This is a genomic window from Micromonospora sp. URMC 107 (assembly GCF_051386315.1).
Lineage (GTDB): Bacteria > Actinomycetota > Actinomycetes > Mycobacteriales > Micromonosporaceae > Micromonospora.
In genome coordinates, this window is record NZ_JBPQTK010000036.1 from 25,601 (window position 1) to 46,789 (window position 21,189).

General features: G+C 74.5%; 23 protein-coding genes. 13 read left to right on the forward strand and 10 right to left on the reverse strand.

Annotated elements, in window-relative coordinates; genetic code table 11:
• Positions 1–133 precede the first annotated feature (133 nt).
• On the reverse strand, positions 134–1,147 hold the full coding sequence (locus tag ACSNN9_RS11390; protein ID WP_436672992.1) for an ABC transporter permease subunit: 1,014 nt from the start codon (positions 1,145–1,147) through the stop codon (positions 134–136).
• A complete protein-coding gene (locus ACSNN9_RS11395) occupies positions 1,144–2,154 on the reverse strand; it encodes an ABC transporter ATP-binding protein (RefSeq protein WP_436672993.1) in 1,011 nt (336 codons plus the stop codon). The genes ACSNN9_RS11390 and ACSNN9_RS11395 overlap by 4 nt, the downstream gene beginning before the upstream one ends.
• A gap of 119 nt (positions 2,155–2,273) precedes the next feature.
• Here ACSNN9_RS11395 and ACSNN9_RS11400 point away from each other — a divergent pair, with 119 nt between their 5' ends.
• Both ACSNN9_RS11400 and ACSNN9_RS11405 read left to right on the forward strand, forming a co-directional pair.
• A complete protein-coding gene (locus ACSNN9_RS11400; RefSeq protein WP_436672994.1) occupies positions 2,274–3,080 on the forward strand; it encodes an ABC transporter ATP-binding protein in 807 nt (268 codons plus the stop codon).
• 79 nt (positions 3,081–3,159) lie between these two features.
• Positions 3,160–4,056: a ribokinase gene (locus tag ACSNN9_RS11405; RefSeq protein ID WP_436673013.1), complete on the forward strand. Its 897-nt coding sequence runs from the start codon at positions 3,160–3,162 to the stop codon at positions 4,054–4,056.
• Positions 4,057–4,118: 62 nt separating this feature from the next.
• Here ACSNN9_RS11405 and ACSNN9_RS11410 read toward each other — a convergent pair whose 3' ends face one another.
• Both ACSNN9_RS11410 and ACSNN9_RS11415 read right to left on the reverse strand, forming a co-directional pair.
• Positions 4,119–4,868, reverse strand: a complete 750-nt coding sequence (locus ACSNN9_RS11410) for a hypothetical protein (RefSeq protein WP_436672995.1) — start codon at positions 4,866–4,868, stop codon at positions 4,119–4,121.
• Between the two features lie 59 nt (positions 4,869–4,927).
• Entirely contained in the window at positions 4,928–5,407 is a 480-nt protein-coding gene (locus tag ACSNN9_RS11415; protein ID WP_358091330.1) for a DUF6232 family protein, read from the reverse strand.
• Between the two features lie 297 nt (positions 5,408–5,704).
• Here ACSNN9_RS11415 and ACSNN9_RS11420 point away from each other — a divergent pair, with 297 nt between their 5' ends.
• Positions 5,705–6,106: a nuclear transport factor 2 family protein gene (locus tag ACSNN9_RS11420; protein ID WP_436672996.1), complete on the forward strand. Its 402-nt coding sequence runs from the start codon at positions 5,705–5,707 to the stop codon at positions 6,104–6,106.
• Here the strand turns inward: ACSNN9_RS11420 and ACSNN9_RS11425 are convergent.
• On the reverse strand, positions 6,103–6,579 hold the full coding sequence (locus tag ACSNN9_RS11425; RefSeq protein WP_436672997.1) for a DUF6232 family protein: 477 nt from the start codon (positions 6,577–6,579) through the stop codon (positions 6,103–6,105). The two genes, ACSNN9_RS11420 and ACSNN9_RS11425, sit on opposite strands and share 4 nt — an antisense overlap.
• Before the next feature lie 99 nt (positions 6,580–6,678).
• On the opposite strand from ACSNN9_RS11425, the gene ACSNN9_RS11430 reads away from it, so the two are divergent.
• Positions 6,679–7,452 carry an enoyl-CoA hydratase-related protein gene (locus tag ACSNN9_RS11430; RefSeq protein WP_436672998.1) on the forward strand — a complete coding sequence of 258 codons (774 nt, stop codon included), beginning with the start codon at positions 6,679–6,681 and terminating at the stop codon, positions 7,450–7,452.
• A gap of 121 nt (positions 7,453–7,573) precedes the next feature.
• Entirely contained in the window at positions 7,574–9,196 is a 1,623-nt protein-coding gene (locus tag ACSNN9_RS11435; protein ID WP_436672999.1) for an acetolactate synthase, read from the forward strand.
• Between the two features lie 45 nt (positions 9,197–9,241).
• On the opposite strand, the gene ACSNN9_RS11440 is transcribed toward ACSNN9_RS11435, so the two are convergent.
• The 3 genes from ACSNN9_RS11440 to ACSNN9_RS11450 are packed head-to-tail and all read right to left on the reverse strand — an operon-like array spanning position 9,242 to position 10,440.
• Complete coding sequence (locus tag ACSNN9_RS11440; RefSeq protein WP_436673000.1) at positions 9,242–9,676, reverse strand: PLD nuclease N-terminal domain-containing protein; 435 nt, start codon at positions 9,674–9,676, stop codon at positions 9,242–9,244.
• Between the two features lie 27 nt (positions 9,677–9,703).
• Positions 9,704–10,051, reverse strand: a complete 348-nt coding sequence (locus tag ACSNN9_RS11445; RefSeq protein ID WP_436673001.1) for a DUF202 domain-containing protein — start codon at positions 10,049–10,051, stop codon at positions 9,704–9,706.
• Positions 10,048–10,440 (reverse strand): YidH family protein, encoded by a 393-nt coding sequence (locus tag ACSNN9_RS11450; RefSeq protein ID WP_358091318.1) that lies wholly within the window; start codon positions 10,438–10,440, stop codon positions 10,048–10,050. Before ACSNN9_RS11450 ends, ACSNN9_RS11445 begins: the two co-directional genes overlap by 4 nt.
• A gap of 41 nt (positions 10,441–10,481) precedes the next feature.
• On the opposite strand from ACSNN9_RS11450, the gene ACSNN9_RS11455 reads away from it, so the two are divergent.
• The 5 genes from ACSNN9_RS11455 to ACSNN9_RS11475 all read left to right on the forward strand — a co-directional run bounded on the left by ACSNN9_RS11455 (position 10,482) and on the right by ACSNN9_RS11475 (position 16,811).
• Positions 10,482–11,279 (forward strand): GNAT family N-acetyltransferase, encoded by a 798-nt coding sequence (locus ACSNN9_RS11455; protein WP_436673003.1) that lies wholly within the window; start codon positions 10,482–10,484, stop codon positions 11,277–11,279.
• A gap of 2 nt (positions 11,280–11,281) precedes the next feature.
• Positions 11,282–11,689, forward strand: a complete 408-nt coding sequence (locus tag ACSNN9_RS11460; protein WP_436673004.1) for a hypothetical protein — start codon at positions 11,282–11,284, stop codon at positions 11,687–11,689.
• A gap of 451 nt (positions 11,690–12,140) precedes the next feature.
• Entirely contained in the window at positions 12,141–12,920 is a 780-nt protein-coding gene (locus ACSNN9_RS11465) for an electron transfer flavoprotein subunit beta/FixA family protein (protein ID WP_436673005.1), read from the forward strand.
• An 11-nt stretch (positions 12,921–12,931) separates the two neighbouring features.
• Entirely contained in the window at positions 12,932–13,891 is a 960-nt protein-coding gene (locus ACSNN9_RS11470) for an electron transfer flavoprotein subunit alpha/FixB family protein (protein ID WP_358091310.1), read from the forward strand.
• Positions 13,892–14,111: 220 nt separating this feature from the next.
• Positions 14,112–16,811 carry an HAD-IC family P-type ATPase gene (locus tag ACSNN9_RS11475; RefSeq protein WP_436673006.1) on the forward strand — a complete coding sequence of 900 codons (2,700 nt, stop codon included), beginning with the start codon at positions 14,112–14,114 and terminating at the stop codon, positions 16,809–16,811.
• Positions 16,812–16,883: 72 nt separating this feature from the next.
• Here ACSNN9_RS11475 and ACSNN9_RS11480 read toward each other — a convergent pair whose 3' ends face one another.
• Together ACSNN9_RS11480 and ACSNN9_RS11485 are read right to left on the reverse strand one after the other, a co-directional pair.
• On the reverse strand, positions 16,884–17,681 hold the full coding sequence (locus ACSNN9_RS11480) for an anti-sigma factor (protein WP_436673007.1): 798 nt from the start codon (positions 17,679–17,681) through the stop codon (positions 16,884–16,886).
• Positions 17,635–18,237 carry an RNA polymerase sigma factor gene (locus ACSNN9_RS11485; protein WP_436673008.1) on the reverse strand — a complete coding sequence of 201 codons (603 nt, stop codon included), beginning with the start codon at positions 18,235–18,237 and terminating at the stop codon, positions 17,635–17,637. Before ACSNN9_RS11485 ends, ACSNN9_RS11480 begins: the two co-directional genes overlap by 47 nt.
• Positions 18,238–18,467: 230 nt before the next feature.
• Between ACSNN9_RS11485 and ACSNN9_RS11490 the strand changes: the two genes are divergently transcribed.
• The 3 genes from ACSNN9_RS11490 to ACSNN9_RS11500 all read left to right on the forward strand — a co-directional run.
• A complete protein-coding gene (locus tag ACSNN9_RS11490) occupies positions 18,468–19,298 on the forward strand; it encodes a DUF4397 domain-containing protein (RefSeq protein ID WP_436673009.1) in 831 nt (276 codons plus the stop codon).
• Positions 19,295–19,951, forward strand: a complete 657-nt coding sequence (locus tag ACSNN9_RS11495; protein WP_436673011.1) for a class F sortase — start codon at positions 19,295–19,297, stop codon at positions 19,949–19,951. The genes ACSNN9_RS11490 and ACSNN9_RS11495 overlap by 4 nt, the downstream gene beginning before the upstream one ends.
• Before the next feature lie 71 nt (positions 19,952–20,022).
• A partial coding sequence (locus ACSNN9_RS11500) for a cysteine desulfurase family protein (protein ID WP_436673012.1) occupies positions 20,023–21,189 on the forward strand: 1,167 nt, incomplete at its 3' end.

Sequence of the window (21,189 nt, forward strand, 5' to 3'; positions counted from 1 at the left end):
CCGGCCGCCGGTGCGGGGCGCGCGCCGGCCGCCGCCCCGCGGCGGCGGGGTCGGCGGCGGGCGGGCGTCATGTGAAGGAATATTTCATCGTTGCCCGGGGTGCTGCAAGGTCTTGCCACATCCCGGGCGGGCGTCACATCAGGTCACGGCGGCGGAACGCCACGAAGGCGGCGGCGGTCAACACGCCGGCCAGCCCGAGAAGCAGGACCAGCGAGGACTGCCAGGTGATGACGTAGAGGCCGTTGCAGGAGACGTCCACCCCGTTGCCGCACGCCCGGTAGTCCCAGAACTCGACCCGGCCGTTCAGCCAGGCGGCCGCGTAGCTGGAGAGCATGTACCGGTCCACCTTGACGACGTCCAGGATCTCCATCACCAGCCGGGCGCCCAACTCCCACACCACCAGGTATCCGGCGACCGCGCCGAGCGCCGCCGAGGTGTGCCGGCCCAGGGTGGCGACGGCGAACCCGACCGCGGTGAGCAGCAGCACCAGCAGCAGACCGCGCCCCCAGGTCGCGCCCAGCGAGACCCAGAACTCCCCGTCGAGCCGCCCCGGCCGCCCGGCGACCCGGCCGATCAGCCAGAACGTCCCGAGGTACGCCGCCGAGGCGGCCACCGACAGCAGCGCCATCCCGCCGAGCAGGGTGCCCAGCTTGGTGCCGAGCACGGTCATCCGCCGGGGGCGCCAGAGCAACAGGTTGACCACGCCGCCCGAGTTCAGGTCGGCGCCGATGTAGGAGGCGCCGACCAAAAACCCGAAGAGCGCGAGGAAGGCGATCAGGAAGTAGAGCAGCGGGCCGGCCTCGTCGGCGAAGGTGAACACCCCGTGGAGGAAGTCGGCCGCCACGGGCGCCCGCTCCATCTGCGCCGGGTCGACCTCGCCGCAGTCCTCGGGGACGTACTCCTCCACGTCGTCCGCCAGCACGGCGCCGCGCTGCCGGTCCAGGCAGAGCTGGTGGGTGCGCTCCAGGTCGGCGCGCGCCGCGGCGGCGGCGTTCTGAGCCTGGACGAGTTCCTCGGCGGAGGGCCGGTGGGAACTCGCCAGGGTGGTCGCCGCGGTGACGCCGAAGGCGAGCACCAGCAGGACGAGCATGAGCTGCACGAAGCGCCGGGCGCCGAGACGCTCCAGCTCGGCACGGACCAGGTTCACGCGTCCACTCCCCGCACGTCGAGGTCGATCACCGGTTCCCGGGGCCCACCGTCGGGCAGCACCGAGTCGTCCACCTGCCGGGGCAGCGCCGGGTGCCCCGCCGCGCCGGTCAGTTCGAGGAAGACGCTCTCCAGGTCGGGCCGCAGCGGGGTCAGCTCGCGGACCCAGAGGCCGGCCTCGCCCAGCGTGCGGCTGACCGTGGTCGGGTCGTCCACGTCGCCCACCACCAGGTGGTCGTCGTGCCCGGTCGCCACCAGCCCGGCCGCCGTCAGCAGCTCCACGGCCCGCGCCGGGTCGTCCACCCGCACCAGCAGCTCGTGCCGGTCGAAGCCGGCCAGCACCTCGTCGACGCGCCCGGCCGCCACCCGCCGGCCCCGCGAGATGATCGTCACGTGGTCGCAGATCAGCTGGATCTCGGCGAGGATGTGGCTGGAGACCAGCACGGTCACGCCGGCCTCCGAGAGCGAGCGCATCAAGTCCCGCATCTCCCGGATGCCGGCCGGGTCCAGCCCGTTCGCCGGCTCGTCCAGGATCAGCAGCTCCGGGTCCTTGAGCAGGGCCGAGGCCACGGCCAGCCGCTGCTTCATGCCCAGCGAGTAGCCCTTCACCCGCTCGTCGCCCCGGTCCCGCAGGCCCACCTGCTCCAGCACCTCGTCGACCCGGGCGGTCGGCACGCCGCCGGCACGGGCGAGCAGGCGCAGCGTGCGGTGGCCGGTGAAGTTGCCGAAGAACTGCGGGCTCTCCACGATCGCCCCGACCCGCCCGGCCACCAGGGGCAGCCCGTCCGGCGAGGGGACGCCCAGCACCGTCATCCGGCCCGCGTCGGCCCGCACCAGCCCGAGCAGGGCGCGAAGCGTGGTGGTCTTGCCCGACCCGTTGGGGCCGAGGAAACCGTGGATCTGGCCGCCCTCGACCAGCAGGTCGAAGCCGTCGACCGCCACCCGGCGGCCCTGCCGCACGCTGTGGAAGGTCTTGCGCAGACCCTCGATCTCGATGACCCCGCTCATCCGCGCGGCTCCGTGCTCCGACCGGGCATGGATCGTCCTCCGGTTGTGGTGACCAACGACACGGCGCCCCACCCTATGGCCGGGGCGCCGCCCGTGGGGGGCGCCCCGGCGTTGCGTGGTTGGATGGGCGGGTGACTGGGGACGAGGATCTGGTGGTCAGCCTCGACGGCGTCGGCGTACGCCGGGCTGGCACGGCACTGCTGCACGACGTCGACTGGCGGGTCGAGCTGGACGAGCGCTGGGTGGTGCTCGGGCCCAACGGCGCCGGGAAGACGACCCTGCTCAACCTCGCCGCCGGGCGGCTGCACCCGACCACCGGCACCGCCCACGTGCTCGGCGAGCGGATCGGCCGCACCGACGTCAACGAGCTGCGCACCCGCATCGGGCTCTCCACCGCCGCGCTCGCCGAGCGGGTGCCCGCCGACGAGCGGGTCAGCGACGTCGTCGTCACGGCCGCCTGGTCGGTGCTCGGGCGCTGGCGGGAGAGCTACGACAGCAGCGACGAGGCCCGGGCCCGCGCCCTGCTGGGCCAGCTCGGCATCGGCGGCCTCGCCGAGCGCACCTACGGCACCCTCTCCGAGGGGGAGCGCAAGCGGGTGCAGATCGCCCGCGCGCTGATGACGGACCCGGAACTCCTGCTGCTCGACGAGCCCGCCGCCGGGCTCGACCTGGGCGGCCGGGAGGACCTGGTCGCCCGGCTGGCCGAGCTGGCCCACGACCCGGACGCCCCCGCGCTGGTGCTGGTGACCCACCACGTGGAGGAGATCCCGCCCGGCTTCACGCACGCGCTGCTGCTGCGTGAGGGCGGGGTGGTGGCGCAGGGGCTCCTCGACGACACGCTGACCGGGGACAACCTCTCCAAGACCTTCGGGCTGCCGCTGGTCGTGCAGCGCTCCGGCGACCGGTTCACCGCCCGCGCCGCCTGACCCGGGCTCCCCGGGCCGGGCGCCGGCCGCCGGCGGGGTCCTAGACTTCGCCGCAGTGTCCGGCGGCGAGGAGGTGGCGATGCGGCAGACCCGGGTCGTCGTGGTGGGCAGCGCCAACATGGATCTGGTGGGCACCGCCCCCGCCCTGCCCCGGCCGGGGGAGACCCTGCTCGGCACCGACTTCGTCATGGTGCCCGGCGGCAAGGGCGCCAACCAGGCCATCGCCGCGGCCAAGGCCGGTGCCTCCTGCGCCTTCCTCGGGGCGATCGGTTCCGACTCGTTCGGCGTCACCCTGCGGGCGCGGATCACCGCCGCCGGGGTCGACACCGGGCAGCTCCGCACGACGTACGGCACGTCGGGGGTGGCGCTGGTGATGGTCAACGCCGAGGGCGAGAACGCGATCCTGGTCAGCCCGGGCGCCAACGGTTCGATGAGCAGCCTGACCGAGTCCGAGCTGACCGCCGTACGCGGGGCGGACGTGCTGCTCGCGCAGCTGGAGATCCCGGTCGGGACGGTGACCGAGGCGGCCGTCGTCGCCCGGGCGGCCGGCACCCGGGTGGTGCTCAACGCCGCCCCGGCGGTGCCGGTGCCGCCGGAGCTGTTGGCGGCTACGGACCTGCTGGTGGTCAACGAGACCGAGGCGCAGGCGCTGACCGGGCGCGGCCGGGACGAGCCGTCGGCTCTGCTCGACCTGGCGCCCCGGGCCGTGCTGACCCTCGGCGCGGAGGGCGCCTGGTACGGCGACCGCGACGGCACCGCCGTGCACGTGCCGGCGGTCAAGGTCGACGTGGTGGACTCCACGGCCGCCGGGGACGCCTTCACCGCCGCGCTCGCGGTGGCCTGGGGCGAGGGCCGCGACGTGGTCGACGCGGTGCGCTGGGCGGCGGCGGCCGGGGCGGCCTGCGCCCGCCGGCTCGGCGCCTCCGTGGCGCTGCCCAGCCGGGCCGAGATCGACGAGCTGTACGTTCCCGCCTGATCCGGATCGGCCACGCCGGCCGCTCCCCTGACGCCCGCCGGGGCCCGCTGCGACGTCGCCGGTCACGCCTCGACGTCGTCGGTGAGCTTCTCGCCCCGGCGGCGGAGCATGCCCAGCCCGGGGATGCCGGCGACGGCGAGCTTCAGGTCGCGGGTGACGTCGAGCAGGTCGTGCAGGTCCGGGCCGACCCGGTCCAGGGTGGCCAGGATCGGCAGGATGTCCGCCGTCAGGTGCTGCTTGAGCTTGGGCAGCTCGTCGACGAGGCGGATCGCGGCGGTCACCTCCTCGTGGCTGAGCTGTTCGACGAACCGGGTCGCCATCGGGGCGGCCCGGCGCAGCGCCGGCTCGTACGCCGTCAGCAGCTCGGCGGCGGTGGCCGCCGCCTCCGCCGCCGTGCCCACGGTGCCGGCGGCCCGGCCGGCCACCGCGTCGGCCTCGGCGACCACCGCACCGGCGGTGCGGGCCACCTTCTCCGCCTCCCCGACCACGACGGCCACGGCGGCGGCCACCTCGGTGGCGGTCTCGATCGCGGTGGTCGCGGCGGCGCTGATGACGGCCACCTCCCGGACCGCGCCCTCGGCGTCGGCGAGCACCCGGTCGGTGCGGTCGAGGGTCTGCTCGATCCGGTCCACCACGCCACCGATCCGGTCCACCATGCCGTCGACCCGGTGCAGCAGGGCCTCCACCGAGTCCAGCACGGCGAACGCGCGGGCCGGCACGGCGGCGAACGAGGCGGCCGAGCCGAGGGCCTGGTCGAGGGCGGAGCGGGTCAGACCGACGACCGCGGCGGGCCGGGGGAGGGGAATCACCATGGCACCAAGTGTGCGTCGCCCGCGCCCGTACCGCCGGACAGCGCGGCGGGCCCCCGAGGTCAGGAGTCCGTGTGCTGCTCGACCGCGCGCTGCACCGCCCGGTAGATCTGCCCGAACCGCAGCGCGTCCGGCGTGCGCAGCAGCAGCACCTCCCGGCCGTGGTGCTGGACCCATAGCTCGTGCACCTTGCTGCCCCGCTCGTAGGAGCGGTCGAGCCAGCCGAGCGGGATCTCCAGGAAGGGGGTCAGGGCCAGCGCGCCGACCGCGCACGCGGCGAGGATGATCAGCGCCAGTTGCCACTCGCCCCGGTCCTGCGCCGACCAGGCCAGCGAGAGCACGCAGACCACCGCGATCAGCGGGGGCAGCGACAGGAGCAGGACCAGGACGCCGCGACCCAGCACGCGCCCCCGTACCGCCAGTGTCTTCGGCCCCTGCGCGTGCCAGACGTACGTCACGTCGGCGATCGCCACGGCGTGGCCGCCCATCCGGATCGACTCCGAGGTCACCTGCACCGCGTCGTCCCGGTAATAGATGGTCATCACTAAGCCTAACCACTGCCGGGCGGGCTGCGCCGGTCGCGCGGTCCGCGCCGTCGGTGGCGGTGCCGCGCGAGGTTCTGCCGAGCGAGGCGGGTGCCGGGCGGAGGTGGTGTCGCGTCGGCCCTTTGGAGCTGAATCGTCTACGACATCGCCGCCGGGGTCGCCAGCGTTCGTCGAGGGGGCCGGTCGGGTGAGTCGGCCACGTCATCAGCTCCAAAGGGCGCGCGAGGTCAGGCCCCGCTCGCCCGCGCGTCGTCCCGGGGGTTCCGGGACGGCGGGCGGGTACCGTGACCGGTCATGACGGAGCAGGAGCGCAACGTCGAGGTGGTCCGCCGCTACCTGCGGACCTTCGTGACCAAGGACCTGGCGGAGTTGCGCGCGGTGGTCGACGAGGACGTGCTGATCTACGGCTCCGGCGCCGGGGTCCGGGGGCGGCACCACGTCGAGGGGGCCGTGGCCTCGCCGGGGCTGACCGTGCTCGACCAGGAGATCGTCGAGATCTTCGCCGCCGACGACCGCGTGGTGGTGTCGCTGGCGCAGACCTACCGCCGGGACGCCACCGGCGCGACGGCGGTGCAAAGCGCGTGCAAGATGTACCGGTTGGCCGGCGGCCGGATCGTGCAGTTCTGGGGCGAGCAGGACCTGTTCGGCCTGCTGCGCGGCCTGGGCATGCTGCCCGACGGGCCGATCGAGTTCTAGCGGCGGCGGGGCGACACCGGCTGTCCCGCCTCGACGGCCCGCTGCACCGCCCGGTAGATCTGGCCGAAGCGCAGTGCGTCGCCGGTGCACAGCAGCCGCACCGGCTGGCCGCGCCAGCGGGCCCAGATCTCCAGCTGCCGGCTGCCCCGGGCGTACGAGCGGTCGAGGTGCTCGAAGAGGAAGTCGGCGACCGGGCCGACCGCGAGCCCGACCAGCACCGAGGCGCCGACGACGGCGATGGTCACGGTGAGGGAGCGGTCCAGCCAGAGCGCGAGCGCGATGCCGAGGGCGGCGGCGACCAGGGGACCGGCGAGCGCCGCGCCGATCGCGCCGCGTCCCGCGAGCACCCGCCAGGACCGGCTGCCGCGTTGGTGCCAGACCATGCTGATGTCGGCCAGCCGGAAGGTCCGGCCGTCCACCCGGACGGCGGTCGAGGTGACCTGCACGGACCTGTCGTCGTAGTACGTGATCATGGCGATACTCCCGGTGGCGGGCCTGACACCACACTACTTACCCCAACGATCCGGGCCGTAAGGTTGGCACGCGACTTCGACGAGGAAGTGAGGGCCAGCGTGGGCGAGTTCGTGCGGTTGGAGACCAAGGACGGCATCGGCACCATCCGGCTGGAGCGGCCGCCGATGAACGCCCTGAACACCCAGGTGCAGGAGGAGTTGCGCGCCGCCGCCGCGGCGGCCACCGCCGACCCGGGCGTCCGCGCCGTCATCGTGTACGGCGGGGAGAAGGTCTTCGCGGCCGGCGCGGACATCAAGGAGATGGCCGACATGTCCTACGTGGACATGGCGGACCGGGCGGCCGACCTGTCCAGCGCCCTCGGCGCGATCGCCCGGATCCCGAAGCCGGTCGTCGCCGCGATCACCGGCTACGCCCTCGGCGGCGGCTGCGAGCTGGCACTGGCGTGCGACTGGCGGGTGGTGGCCGAGGACGCCAAGCTCGGGCAGCCGGAGATCAAGCTCGGCATCATCCCCGGCGCGGGCGGCACCCAGCGGCTGGCCCGCCTCATCGGCCCGGCCCGCGCCAAGGACCTGATCATGTCCGGCCGGATGGTCGACGCCCAGGAGGCCCTGCGGATCGGCCTGGCCGACCGGGTCGCCCCGGCGGCCGAGGTCTACGACACCGCGGTCGAGCTGGTCCGCCCGTACCTGACCGGCCCGGTGCAGGCCCTGCGCGCGGCCAAGCTCGCCGTCGACGGCGGCCTGGACATGGACCTGAACTCCGGCCTGGCCTGGGAGAGCCAGCTGTTCGCGGCGCTGTTCGCCACCGACGACCGGCGCGAGGGCATGGCGGCCTTCGTGGCGAAGCGCAAGCCGGACTTCACCGGCCGCTGAGCGGCCCGGGCCGGCGGGGCGACCCGCCGGCCCTCCGGCGCGCCGAATCGAGAACTGTTCACATTCCGCCTACCGGTGAGTAGCGTGTGACTCCGGCCATGCGGACGAAGGGAAAGCGGCGATGACGGAGCGGATCGAAGGTCACGGCGGGGAGCTCGCGCTCGCGGCGCTGCGCGCGTACGGGGTGCGGGAGATGTTCACCCTCTCCGGCGGGCACGTCTTCCCGCTCTACGACGCCGCGCACTCCACCGGCTTCCCCATCTACGACGTGCGGCACGAGCAGTCGGCGGTCTTCGCCGCCGAGGCGGTGGCCAAGCTCCAGCGCCGCCCCGGCCTCGCCGTGCTCACCGCCGGCCCGGGCGTCACCAACGGCATCTCCGGGCTGACCAGCGCGTACTTCAACGCCTCGCCGGTGCTGGTGCTGGGCGGCCGGGCCCCGCAGTTCCGCTGGGGCTCGGGCAGCCTCCAGGAGATGGACCACCTGCCCCTGGTCGCCCCGGTCACCAAGCACGCCGAGACGGTGTTCAGCCCCGACGACATCCCGCGCGCGGTGACCGCGGCGCTGACCACCGCGCTCACCCCCCACCGGGGCCCGGTCTTCCTCGACTTCCCTCTGGAGGCGGTCTTCTCGGTCGCCGACGCCGAGCTGCCCACACTGCCGGGCATCGCGCCGGTCGAGCCCGACCCCGACGAGGTGACGAAGGCGGCCGGCCTGATCGCTGCCGCCCGCCGTCCGGTGATCATCGCCGGCTCCGACGTCTACGCCGGGGACGCGGTCGACGCCCTGCGGGCCGCCGCCGAGTCGCTCCAGGTGCCGGTCTTCACCAACGGGATGGGCCGGGGCGCGCTGCCGCCGGAGCACCCGCTCGCCTTCGCCAAGGCCCGTCGCGTGGCGCTGAAGGGCGCCGACGTGGTCGTGGTGATCGGCACCCCGCTCGACTTCCGGCTCAGCTTCGGCGACTTCGGCGACGCCACGGTGGTGCACATCGTCGACGCGCCCAGCCAGCGGGCCGGGCACGTCCAGCCGGCCGCCGCCCCCGCCGGGGACCTCCGGCTGATCCTCACCACGCTGGCCGACCACCGCGGCGACCGGGCCGAGCACGCCGACTGGATCGCCGACCTGCGTACCGCCGAGGACGCCGCGAAGGCCCGCGACGCCGAGGAGATGTCCGCCGAGACGGACCCGATCCGGCCCGCCCGGGTCTACGGCGAGCTGCGCCGGGTCCTCGCCCGCGACGCCATCACCATCGGCGACGGCGGCGACTTCGTCTCGTACGCCGGCCGCTACCTGGAGCCCGCGCAGCCCGGCACCTGGCTCGACCCCGGCCCGTACGGCTGCCTCGGCACCGGCATGGGCTACGCGATGGGCGCCCGGGTCAGCCACCCCGACCGGCAGATCTGCGTCCTCATGGGCGACGGCGCGGCCGGCTTCTCGCTGATGGACGTCGAGTCGCTCGCCCGGCAGAAGCTGCCGGTGGTGATCGTGGTCGGCAACAACGGCATCTGGGGCCTGGAGAAGCACCCCATGCGCGCCATGTACGGCTACGACGTCGCCGCCGACCTCCAGCCGGAGCTGCGCTACGACCACGTGGTGAGCGCCCTCGGCGGGGCCGGCGAGACGGTGGCGAAGGCCGGCGACCTCGGGCCGGCCCTGCGGCGGGCGTTCGACGCCGGAGTGCCGTACCTGGTCAACGTGCTCACCGACCCGGCCGACGCGTACCCCCGTTCGTCGAACCTGGCCTGAGCCGGGCCCGCCGCCGTCGCCGGGAGGCCGGCGACGGCGCCGGACTCAGGCGCCGGGCGTGGAGCCCTCGGGGCGGTCCTCCTCGCGCGGTGGCTCGCCGTCGCGCCGCCGCATGTCGTCCTCGCGGCGGCGCAGGTCCTCCTCCCAGCGACGGAACAGCTCCTGGTCCTCGCGGCGGGAGCGCTCGCCGAGCGAGCTGAGGAACTCGGGATCGTCGTCGGGGGCGACCGGGCGGGGCCGCCCCCGGGACGGCAGGATCCGCCCCTTCGGCGTCTCGCCCGTGGGCCGCCCGGGGACGCGCTCGCGCCCCGCGGCGAACCAGGCGAGGGAGCCGAGCAGCGGGAAGAACAGGATGATCAGCACCCAGGCGAGCCGGGGCAGGGCCTTGATCTCGCCCTCCTCGGCGGAGAGGCAGCTGATCAGCGCGCAGACGGCTAGCACGATCTGCACCACGAAGAGGAGGACGTAGAGCCGGGCCATGGGTCAATGATGGCGCACCGGCTCCCGTCAACCCAGTCCGCGCGCCGCCAGGAGGGTGCCGAGCAGCGCGAAGCCGGCGGCGGCGAGGGCGACCAGGGGCAGCGACCGTCCGTAGCCGGGGCTCGGGCTGACGCCGGTGGCCCGCCGCCAGCAGACCGCCAGCGCCGCAACCCAGCCCAGCACGGCGGCCCCGGCGACCAGCGCGCCGAGCGTCCGGCCGGCCGGCGGGCCGGTGAGCGCGAGCCGCACGGTCAGCACGATGATCACGGTGAGCGCCAGCGCCGTCCGCCGCCAGGCCAGCCGGGTCCGCTCGGGTTGCAGCCCGGGGTCGCGCGCCGGCCGGTCCCGCCGTGGCGGCTCCGCCCCGTGGCTCACGCGCCGCCGACCGCCCGGGCCAGCACCGCCACCACCAGCAGCAGCGCGCCGAGGCCGACGGCGAGGGCGAGCACCGCCGGGAAGCGGGAGGCGGGCAGCTCCTCGCCGAGCCGGATGGCCCGCTCGGTACGCGCCCAGTGGTCGACCGCCCGCACGGCGACCGTGCCGCCGAGCAGCAGCAGCGCGACGGCGATCACCTCGCGCAGGTGCGCCAGCGGCAGCGGCGGCAGGAACTGCGCGGCGGCCAGCCCACCCGCGACCAGCGCCAGCCCGGTACGCAGCCAGGCCAGGAAGGTCCGCTCGTTGGCCAGCGAGAAGCGGTAGTCGGGGGTGCTGCCGACCGCGCGGAGTTCGCGCGGGTCGAACCACCGCCTGATCACCTGCCACATGCCGCCGATTATCCGCTTCCTTCCGGCCGTAGCCTGAGGTGATGACCGATCTTGACGCCCGCACGCTGCGGGACGCCTACGACGCCCAGGTCCGCCCGGAGATCCCGGACCCGTTGCCGGCCGGGGTCAGCGTGGAACGGGACGGCCCGCTGGTCCGCGTCCTCGGCCTCGACCGGCGCGGCTTCCTCACGTACCGCACGCTGGACGGGCTCGCCGGCGCCGAGCTGGACGCGTTGATCGCCCGGCAGGTGGAGTTCTTCCGCCGGCGCGGCGAGGCGGTGGAGTGGAAGCTCAACGGCCACGACCAGCCGGCCGACCTGCCCGATCGGCTGCGCGCCGCCGGATTCGTCGCGGAGGACGAGGAAACCGTCGTGGTCGGTCCGGTCGCGGCGCTGGCCGCCGCCGTCCCCGTCCTGCCCGAGGGGGTACGCCTGCGCGAGGTCAGCGCCCGGGAGGACCTGGAGCGCATCGCCGCGATGGAGGAGGCGGTCTGGCACGACGACCGCGGCCACCTGGCGACCGGCCTGGCGAAGGAGATCGAGGCCGATCCGCAGTCGATCACCGTGGTGGTGGCCGAGGCGGGCGACGAGGTGGTCAGCGCGGGTTGGGTGCGATACCAGGCGAACAGCAGCTTCGCCACCCTCTGGGGCGGCTCGACCCTGCCCCGGTGGCGGCGGCGGGGCGTCTACCGGGCGCTGGTCGCGTACCGGGCGCGCCTGGCCCAGCAGCGCGGCAGGACGCTGCTCCAGGTGGACTGCTCGCCGGACAGCCGGCCGATCCTTCAGCGGCTGGGGCTCGTAGCGGTCACCACGGCCACCGCCTACGTCTACACTCCGTGATCATGGAGCAGCGGTTGACGGCCGAGGAGCGGCTGACCCTCAAGACAGGCGCGTTCGGGGCGGTGTTCCTGGTGGCCAACGCCGACCCGGGGATGCTCGCGCTGTTCCGGGAGAGCTTCGCCGCCTCCGGTGCGATGGCCGACAGCAGCGGGGTGGTGAAGGAGGCGCTGACCAGCGGCCCGCTGCCGAAGCTGCCCCGGGACTCGGCGCTGGAGATCGAGTCGGTGGTGCTGCCGGCGCTGGGCCGCTCCGTGCGGATCCTGCGCGAGAAGTCGCCCCGGGACGTGGCTGGCTACCGCGAGGTGGTGCTGTCCGCGGCCGAGCGGGTCGCCGGCGCGCACCGGGGGGTGGCCCCGGCCGAGGCGGCGGTCATCGAGCGGATCAGGGGCGCGCTGGATCAGCCGGCGTGAGCCGCACCGGCGGCCCGGTGCCGGTGGCCGCCCTCGGGCGCGACGGCGCGGGGCGCGTCGGGACGGGTGGGCTCGCCGTGGGCCCGCCGGGCCGGCGACCAGAGCGCCCGGACGGTGGCCCGGACGCACCGGTCGCGGAGCCGACCGCAGGCGCACCGGTACGCCTCGGGTCGCGTCCGGCGACAGAGGTGCCGGGGGACGTCGGGGTGGGCGCTACTGGTGTTTTCTGACATTTCGTGACACCTCCCGATTCGTCAGATTACCCGCCCGCGGGGCCCTCGGTGAGCTGTGTCACCCTGAGGTCGCCGGAGGTGGATGCTACTGGCAGGTAACATTGCGCCGTGGGCAACTGCACAGCATTGCGCGGTTGACCGGTGTCAACGGACGCGCGAGGCTGCGCCCCAGACCGGGCGAGCGATCGCAACACCAACAGGAGGGTCGTCGAAGCGCGATGAACATCGTCGTACTCGTCAAGCAGGTGCCCGATTCGGGCGCGGACCGCAACCTGCGCACTGACGACAACACCGTCGACCGCGGTTCGGCGAACAACGTCATCAACGAGATGGACGAGTACGCCATCGAGGAGGCGTTGAAGATCAAGGAGGCGCACGGCGGCGAGGTGACCGTCCTGACCATGGGTCCGGACCGGGCGACCGAGTCGATCCGCAAGGCGCTCTCCATGGGCCCGGACAAGGCCGTGCACGTCCTGGACGACGCACTGCACGGCTCCTGCGCCGTCGCCACCTCGAAGGTGCTCGCCGCCGCGCTCGGCCAGCTGAACGCCGACCTGGTGCTCTGCGGCAGCGAGTCGACCGACGGCCGGGTGCAGGTCATGCCGCACATGATCGCCGAGCGGCTGGGCATCGCGGCGCTGACCGGCGCCCGCAAGCTCACCGTCGACGGCGCGACCCTGACCGTCGAGCGGCAGACCGAGGAGGGCTACGAGGTGGTCACCGCCTCGACCCCCGCCGTGGTCTCCGTCTGGGACACCATCAACGAGCCGCGCTACCCGTCCTTCAAGGGCATCATGGCCGCCAAGAAGAAGCCGGTGCAGACGCTCTCCCTGGGTGACCTCGGTGTCGCTCCGGCCGAGGTGGGCTTCGAGGGCGCGACCAGCGCCGTGCTGGAGCACACCAAGCGTCCGCCGCGCTCCGGCGGCGCGAAGATCACCGACGAGGGCGACGGCGGCGTCAAGCTGGTCGAGTTCCTCGCCACCGAGAAGTTCGTGTGAGAGGTCTGGACATGTCTGAGGTTCTCGTCGTCGTCGAAGCCACCCGGGAATTCGGCGTCAAGAAGGTCACCCTGGAGATGCTCACCCTCGCCCGCGAGCTGGGCACCCCGAGCGCGGTCGTGCTCGGTGGCCCCGGCGCCGCCGAGGCGCTGAGCGCCAAGCTGGGCGAGTACGGCGCGGAGAAGATCTACGCGGCCGAGAGCGAGGAGATCGACGGCTACCTGGTGGCGCCCAAGGCGACCGTCGTGGCCGAGCTGGTCTCGCGGGTGCAGCCGGCCGCCGTGCTGCTGGCCTCGTCCCAGGAGGGCAAGGAGATCGCCGCCCGGCTGGCCGTCAAGCTGGACAACGGTATCCTGACCGACGTGGTCGGCCTGGCCGCCGACGGCACCGCCACCCAGGTGGCCTTCGCCGGCTCCACGATCGTCAAGTCCAAGGTCACCCGCGGCCTGCCGCTGGTCACCCTCCGGCCGAACTCGGTCAACCCGACCCCGGCGGCGGCCACCCCGGCCGTCGAGCAGCTCACCGTCGCGGTCACCGACACCGACAAGCTGGCCAGGGTCGTCGACCGGGTCGCCGAGCAGAAGGGCTCCCGCCCGGAGCTCACCGAGGCCGGCGTGGTCGTCTCCGGCGGTCGCGGCGTCGGCAACGCCGACAACTTCAAGCTGGTCGAGGAGCTGGCCGACCTGCTCGGCGGCGCTGTGGGCGCGTCCCGCGCGGCCGTCGACTCCGGCTACTACCCGCACCAGTTCCAGGTGGGACAGACCGGCAAGACGGTCTCCCCGCAGCTCTACGTCGCCCTCGGCATCTCCGGCGCCATCCAGCACCGGGCCGGCATGCAGACCTCGAAGACCATCGTCGCGGTCAACAAGGACGGCGAGGCGCCGATCTTCGAGCTGGCCGACTTCGGCGTGGTGGGCGACCTGTTCAAGATCGTCCCGCAGGCCGCGGACGAGATCCGCAAGCGCAAGTGAGCTGACGCCCGTCCGAGCGAGGGCCGGGAACCGCGACGCGGTTCCCGGCCCTCGCCGTTTCCGGAGTTCCCGGCCTCGCCGCCTCGGCGGTTCCCGGCCCTCGCCGGTTCTCCGGTCGCGGCCCGAACGACCCACGGCCCCCCTGCCGGCCTGCGACGATGGGGATGCTCTCCCCGGGGTGACCGGGTGCGCCCGCCCCGTGCGGAACAGGAGTGTGCCGATGCCGGCCAGGACGCCCGAGGGCGATCACCACGCGCTCGCCGTGCACGAGGTCGTGCTGTTGCTCGGGACCGACACCGAGCACGGGCTGACCGACGAGGAGGCGGCGGCCCGGCTCCAGCGGTACGGGCCCAACGTGCTGCCCAGCGCGGCCGAGGGCGGGGCCCTGCGCCGCCTGCTGCGGCAGTTCCACAACCCGCTGATCTACGTGCTGGTCGCCGCCGGCGTGGTCACCCTGGTGCTCGCCGAGTACGTCGACTCGGCGGTGATCTTCGGGGTGGTGCTCGTCAACGCCGTCGTCGGCTTCCTCCAGGAGTCCCGTGCCGAGGCGGCCCTCGACGCGCTGCGGGCCATGGTGCGTACGCAGGCCCGGGTGCTGCGCGGCGGTCGGCAGCGCCACGTGCCGTCCGACGTGGTGGTCCCCGGGGACCTGGTGCTGGTGGAGGCGGGGGAGAAGGTCCCCGCCGACCTGCGGCTGGTCCGCGCCGCCGAGCTGCGGGCCGACGAGTCGGCGCTGACCGGCGAGTCGCTGCCCGTACGCAAGGACGAGCTGGTGGTGCCGGTCGAGACGCCGGTGGCCGACCGCCGCAACCTGCTCTACTCCGGCACCCTGCTCACCGGCGGCACGGCGGTCGGCGTCGCGGTGGCCACCGGTGCGGAGACGGAACTGGGCCGGATCCACCGCCTGGTCGGCGGGGCGCGGGTGCTGGACACGCCGCTGACGGTGAAGCTCGCCCGGTTCAGCCGGCTGCTCACCGTGGCGATCCTGCTGCTCGCCGCGGTGACCTTCGGCGTCGGCGTGGTGCGGGGGCAGGACGCGGGGGAGACGTTCACCGCCGCCGTGGCGCTGGCCGTCGGCGCGATCCCCGAAGGGCTGCCCGCCGCCGTGACGATCACCCTGGCGATCGGCGTGTCCCGGATGGCCCGGCGCCGGGCGGTGATCCGGCGGCTGCCGGCGGTGGAGACGCTGGGCAGCACCACGGTGATCTGCACCGACAAGACCGGCACCCTCACCGAGAACCAGATGACCGTCCAGGTGCTCTGGACGCCGCAGGGCCGCTACGACGTAGGCGGGACCGGCTACGCCCCGACCGGCGAGATCCGGGACCCCGGGGGTGGCCCGGCCCCGACCGGGGAGGGCCCGCTGCGCTGGTCGCTGCTGGCCGGGGTGGCCTGCAACGACGCCCGGCTGGACGAGCAGGACGGCCGGTGGGTCGTGCTGGGGGACCCCACCGAGGGGGCGATGCTGGTGGCGGGCGCCAAGATGGGGCTGCACGCGCACGAGGTCGCCGCCGAGCTGCCCCGGGTGGCCGCCGTCCCGTTCACCTCGGAGCGGCAGTTCATGGCGACCCTGCACGACCGTCCCGACGGCGGGCGGATCGTGCTCGTCAAGGGGGCGGTGGAGCGGGTGGTCGAGTGGTCCGGCTCGGCGGCGCGCCCCGACGGCGCGACGGGACCGCTCGACGCCCCGGTCGTGCTGGCCGCCGCCCACGAGCTGGCCGCCGAGGGGCTGCGGGTGCTCGCCACCGCGATGCGGCCCGTCGGCCCGGCGGACGGGCTCGTGGAGGAGGAACTGGCCGGCAGCCTGGTCTTCACCGGGCTGCACGCGATGCTCGACCCGCCCCGGGCCGCCGCCGCGGCGGCCGTGCGGTCCTGCCACCGCGCGGGCATCGAGGTGAAGATGATCACGGGGGACCACCTGGCCACCGCCAGCGCCATCGCGCGCCGGCTCGGGCTGCTGCGTACCGAGCCCGGCCCGGGCGACGTGCTGACCGGCGCCGACCTGGCGGCGCTGCCCGCCGGGGAGCTGCCCGCGGCGGTACGGCGGGCGTCGGTGTTCGCCCGGGTCTCGCCCGAGCAGAAGCTGCGGCTGGTGGAGGCGTTGCAGGCCGACGGCCAGGTGGTCGCGATGACCGGTGACGGGGTCAACGACGCCCCGGCCCTGCGCCAGGCCAACATCGGGGTGGCCATGGGGCGCAGCGGCACCGAGGTGGCCAAGGAGGCCGCCGACGTCGTGCTCACCGACGACGACTTCGCCACCATCGAGACGGCCGTCGCGGAGGGGCGGGGCGTCTTCGCCAACCTGACCAAGTTCATCACCTGGACGTTGCCCACCAACGCGGCGGAGGGACTGGTCATCCTCGTCGCGATCGTGCTCGGCTCGGCGCTACCGATCCTGCCGAGCCAGATCCTCTGGATCAACATGACCACGGCGGTGTTCCTCGGCCTGACGCTCGCCTTCGAACCGAGGGAGCCCGGGATCATGGACCGGCCGCCGCGCGACCCCGGTCAGCCCCTGCTGACCGTCGCGCTGGTGGTCCGGGTCCTGCTGGTCTCCGCGCTGCTGGTGGTGGGCGCCTGGTGGCTGTTCGAGTGGGAACGCTCCGGCGGGGCCGACCTGGCGCAGGCGCGCACCGCCGCGGTGAACCTCTTCGTCACCGTGATGGCGTTCTACCTGTTCAGCTGCCGCTCGCTGACCCGCTCCCCGTGGCGGCTGGGCCTGTTCAGCAACCGCTGGCTGGTCGTCGGGGTGCTGGTGCAGGCCCTCGGCCAGCTCGCCCTGACCTACCTGCCGGTGATGAACGACCTGTTCCGCACCGCACCCATCGACGGGCAGGCGTGGCTGCGGATCCTGGGCATCGCCGTCGTGGTCTCCGCCATCGTCGCGCTCGACAAGCGGTTCGGCCGCCGGCTGGGCTGAGCGGCGGGAGCCGGCGGGCGGGGCGGCGATGGGAGCTGATCGGCGGGCCGGGGAGCTGAGCCGGCCCGCCGATCAGCCCGTCAGGGTGCCCCTCAACAGGCTCTTGCCGGAGTGGGCGGTGTTGTTGTCGTACGCCTCGGCGGAGACGTCGACAACCGAGTATGCCTCAAGGTCGACGTTCGGTGGCAACGGCAGCAGCTCGTCCGCCGCGTCGCCGAGCACACCGACCGAGAACATCTCCATGTTCCGTGGGTTGATGAGCCAGACCTCGTAGTACCCCGGGACGTCCGGGAGATTCGCCACGTGCAGGTGCAGTCTGCCGTTGTCGAACACCCGGGCCTCGCCGTTGGCCTCCGGCGGCGTCGCTCCGTACGCCTTCAGCGGCGCGCTGGCCAGCACCACCCGCCGCGGTGTGGGCTCCGGCGTCGGCTCGGTCGCGTCGAGCACGGCGACGGTGCCGACGACGCCGAGCACGGCGGCGGCCGCCGCGGTGGCGGCGGTCACGGCCCAGCGCGACCAGCGACCGCGCGGCGGCGCGAGGACCACCCCGCCCTCGCCGTCGCTCCGCCGGTCGGACGGTTGCCCGCCGGAGGGGCGCTCGTCCAGGGCGGGCTCGGCGCGCGGTCCGGGCAGCGCCGGGAGGGCCTCCGCCGCCCGGATCTCCGCGACGATGCCCTGCCAGACGTGCTCCGGCGGGTCGGGCAGGGCGTGCAGGCCCTGGGCGTCGGCGCCGAGACCGGCCACGTGCCGGAGGGCGTCCATCTCGGTCCGGCAGTGCGCGCAGTTGTCGAGGTGGGTGCTCTCTCCGGCGTCCGCCTCGGTCTCACCGAGCGCCAGGAAGACCAGCCGGTCGTGCTCCAGGTGTGGCACCGTCCACCTCCCATCTGCGTTTCAAGCTCGCCATGCCGCGCCGGATGTGGCTCTTGACCGTGCCGAGCGGCACCCCGGTCACCGTCGCTATCTGCTGGTGGGTCAGGTCGTCGAAGAACGCCAACTCCAGCATGCGCCGCTGGTCGTCGGGGAGCCGGGCCAGCTCGTCGGCGACCACCAGCCGGTCGACCACCGTGTCGGGACCCGGGGCCGTGCGCGCCGCCTCCGGCAGCTGCCGGACCGTCTCGACCACCCGGGTCTCCCGGGCGGAGACCCGCAGCCGGTCGATCACCTTGCGCCGGCCGATGCCGAGCAGCCAGCCGACCAGCGAGCCCTTGGCCGGGTCGAAGGTGTCCCGCCCCAGCCAGGCGGCGACGAAGGTGGTCTGGGTCACGTCCTCCGCGTCGCTGCGGTTGGCCAACGTGCTGGTGGCCAGGTGCAGGACCGCCCGGCCGTACCGGTCGTACGCCTCCCGCAGTGCCGACTCGTCGCCGGCGCGGAAGCGGGCGGCCAGGTCGTCCTCGGGTGGGTCCGGCTCCTGCCGTGCCGCTGTCACAGGGCGGCTCGCCTTCCAGGGGGCATGCCCGACTGTAGCTCCCACAGCCATCGCCCCACCTCTCCGGTCGGTCTGGTCTCAGCAGCTCTTCGCTCCGCGGACGGCGGACGGATGCGGCTCTGACGGACGAAAAGAAGTTGCTCCCGGCCGTATCCGGCGGCGGTGGACCGGGCGTAACTCGTTTTGCACACCAGGCCTGACGAATCAGCACCAGCCACCAGGAGGCAGACATGCAGCTCTCGTACTTCCGTCGGGTCGCCGCGGGGGGCGCGGTCGCCGCGCTGACGTTCGCCGGAGCCGGCGCCCTCACCGCCACCCCCGCGTACGCCGCCTCGGCCAAGGTCTCCGTCGTGCACGGCATCCCCGACACCCCGGTCGACGTGTACGTCAACGGCGAGAAGACGCTGGACAACCTCAAGCCCGGCGACGTGGCCGGCCCGCTGGACCTGGCGGAGGGCGCGTACGACATCGCCCTCACCAAGCCCGGCGAGCCGATCGCCCAGGCCATCCTCAGCGTCGACGACGCCGCGGTGCCGGGTGGGGCGAACATCAGCCTCGCCGCCCACCTCGACGCCGCCGGCAAGCCGAAGATCACGCCGTTCGTCAACGACACCGGCAGGGTCGCCGCCGGCAAGGCCCGGCTGATCGTCCGGCACACCGCCGCGGCCCCGGCGGTGGACGTGCGCGCCGGCGGCACCCCGGTCTTCGAGGACCTCACCAACCCGAACGAGGCCAAGGGCGACGTCGACGCGGGCGCCGTCAGGGCGGACGTGGTGCTCGCCGGCACCGACACCGTGGCGATCGGGCCGGCGGACCTCGACCTCAAGGAGGGCACCGCCACGATCGTCTACGCCATCGGCTCGGCCGAGGCGAAGACCCTCGGCGTCGTGGCACAGACCATCACCGGCCTGCACTCGGCCCCGGCCGGGGTGCCCAGCGGCGACGGCGGCCGGGCCGGCACCGGCGTGGACACCTGGTGGTACGTGCTGACCGGCGCCGGCGCGCTGCTCCTGGTCGGCGGCGGGGTGCGGGTGGCCACGGCCCGGACGGCCCGCAGGTGACGGTGCGCCACCGCGGGGCGCTGGCGGCGATGGCCGCCGGCGTCGCCGCGCTCACCGTCGCCACCGTGGTCGCCTGCGGCTCCCGGCCGGCCGGGGACGTCGGCGCGGCGGAGGCCGCCGACCTGGCCGGCACCGCCCCGGCACCGCCGGCCCCCGGCCCGTCGGTGCCGGTGACCCGGGGCGACCTGCCCGCCGGTACGCGGACCGTCCCGCCCGTACGGCTGGTCATCCCGGCCATCGGCGTGACCGCCACGGTCGACGCGGTGGGCATCGACCGCGCGAGCGGCGAGTTCGCGGTGCCGCCCAGCGTGGACCGGATCGGCTGGTACCGCCACGGCCCCGGGCTGGAGGCACGGGCCGGGTCGGTGGTCGTCGCCGGCCACGTGGACAGCGCCACCCAGGGCGAGGGGGCCTTCTTCCGGCTCCGCGAACTGGACCGCGGCGACACCCTCACCGCCACCGGCGGCGACGGCGTCCGCAGGGAGTACCGGGTCGTCGCCCGGGAGGAGTACCGGAAGACGAAGATCCCGCTGGACCGCTACTTCGCCCGGGACGGCAGGCCCCGGCTGACCCTGATCACCTGCGGCGGCCCGTTCGACGCCGAGGCGCGCCGGTACCGCGACAACATCGTGGTCACCGCCGTGCCGGCCTGACCGCACCCCGGGCCCCGCACCGCGTACTCCGGCCTCCGGCGGGTCGGGCGCCGGTCGTAGGCTGGACCGCGATGGCTTACCTGGATCACGCGGCGACCACTCCGATGCTCGACGAGGCACTGGAGGCGTACGTCGCCACCGCCCGCGAGGTCGGCAACGCGTCCTCACTGCACGCGGCGGGCCGCCGTGCCCGGCGGCGGGTGGAGGAGTCGCGGGAACGGGTGGCCGCCGCGCTGGGCGCCCGGCCCTCCGAGGTCGTCTTCACCGGCGGCGGGACCGAGAGCGACAACCTCGCGGTGAAGGGCATCTTCTGGGCCCGCCGGTCCGCCGACCCTCGGCGGGACCGGGTGGTCTCCAGCGCCGTCGAGCACCACGCGGTGCTCGACGCGGTGGACTGGCTGGCCGACCACGAGGGTGCCGGCGTGGGCTGGCTCTCCGTCGACGCGGCCGGCCGGCTCAGCCCCGACGAGCTGCGCGCCGAGCTGGCCGCGCACGGCGACCGGGTCGCGGTGGTGACCGCGATGTGGGCCAACAACGAGGTCGGCACCGTCCAGCCGGTCGCCGAGCTGGCCGCGGTCGCCGCCGAGCACGGGGTGCCGTTCCACACCGACGCGATCCAGGCGGTGGGGCAGGTGCCGGTGGACTTCTCCGTCGGCGGGGTCGCCGCGCTGACCGTCACCGGGCACAAGCTCGGCGGCCCCACCGGGGTGGGCGCCCTGCTGCTCGCCCGCGACGTGTCGGCCACCCCGGTGCTGCACGGCGGCGGCCAGGAGCGCGACGTGCGCTCCGGCACCCTCGACACCGCCGGCATCGTGGCCTTCGCGGTCGCCGTGGAGGCGGCGGTCAAGGGCCAGCAGGAGTACGCGGCCCGGATCGCCGCGCTCCGTGACGACCTGGTCGAGCGGGTCCGTCACGCGGTGCCCGAGGTCGTCTTCAACGGCGACCCGACCGACAGGCTGCCGGGCAACGCGCACTTCTCCTTCCCCGGCTGCGAGGGCGACGCCCTGCTGCTCCTGCTGGACGCCCAGGGCATCGCCTGCTCGACCGGCTCCGCCTGCTCCGCCGGGGTGGCCCAGCCCTCGCACGTGCTGCTCGCCATGGGCGCCGACGACGACCGCGCCCGCTCCTCGCTGCGCTTCACCCTCGGCCACACCAGCACCTCCGCCGACGTCGACGCCCTCATCGCCGCCCTCCCGGCCGCCGTCGAGCGCGCCCGCCGCGCCGCCACCCCCCGCACC

Coding starts and splice junctions, on each gene's coding strand:
- ACSNN9_RS11395 (WP_436672993.1), bottom strand. CDS start 2,154: ATGAGCGGGGTCATCGAGATCGAGGGTCTGCGCAAGACCTTCCACAGC.
- ACSNN9_RS11405 (WP_436673013.1), top strand. CDS start 3,160: ATGCGGCAGACCCGGGTCGTCGTGGTGGGCAGCGCCAACATGGATCTG.
- ACSNN9_RS11410 (WP_436672995.1), bottom strand. CDS start 4,868: ATGGTGATTCCCCTCCCCCGGCCCGCCGCGGTCGTCGGTCTGACCCGC.
- ACSNN9_RS11415 (WP_358091330.1), bottom strand. CDS start 5,407: ATGACCATCTATTACCGGGACGACGCGGTGCAGGTGACCTCGGAGTCG.
- ACSNN9_RS11420 (WP_436672996.1), top strand. CDS start 5,705: ATGACGGAGCAGGAGCGCAACGTCGAGGTGGTCCGCCGCTACCTGCGG.
- ACSNN9_RS11425 (WP_436672997.1), bottom strand. CDS start 6,579: ATGATCACGTACTACGACGACAGGTCCGTGCAGGTCACCTCGACCGCC.
- ACSNN9_RS11435 (WP_436672999.1), top strand. CDS start 7,574: ATGACGGAGCGGATCGAAGGTCACGGCGGGGAGCTCGCGCTCGCGGCG.
- ACSNN9_RS11440 (WP_436673000.1), bottom strand. CDS start 9,676: ATGGCCCGGCTCTACGTCCTCCTCTTCGTGGTGCAGATCGTGCTAGCC.
- ACSNN9_RS11450 (WP_358091318.1), bottom strand. CDS start 10,440: ATGTGGCAGGTGATCAGGCGGTGGTTCGACCCGCGCGAACTCCGCGCG.
- ACSNN9_RS11455 (WP_436673003.1), top strand. CDS start 10,482: ATGACCGATCTTGACGCCCGCACGCTGCGGGACGCCTACGACGCCCAG.
- ACSNN9_RS11460 (WP_436673004.1), top strand. CDS start 11,282: ATGGAGCAGCGGTTGACGGCCGAGGAGCGGCTGACCCTCAAGACAGGC.
- ACSNN9_RS11465 (WP_436673005.1), top strand. CDS start 12,141: ATGAACATCGTCGTACTCGTCAAGCAGGTGCCCGATTCGGGCGCGGAC.
- ACSNN9_RS11470 (WP_358091310.1), top strand. CDS start 12,932: ATGTCTGAGGTTCTCGTCGTCGTCGAAGCCACCCGGGAATTCGGCGTC.
- ACSNN9_RS11475 (WP_436673006.1), top strand. CDS start 14,112: ATGCCGGCCAGGACGCCCGAGGGCGATCACCACGCGCTCGCCGTGCAC.
- ACSNN9_RS11490 (WP_436673009.1), top strand. CDS start 18,468: ATGCAGCTCTCGTACTTCCGTCGGGTCGCCGCGGGGGGCGCGGTCGCC.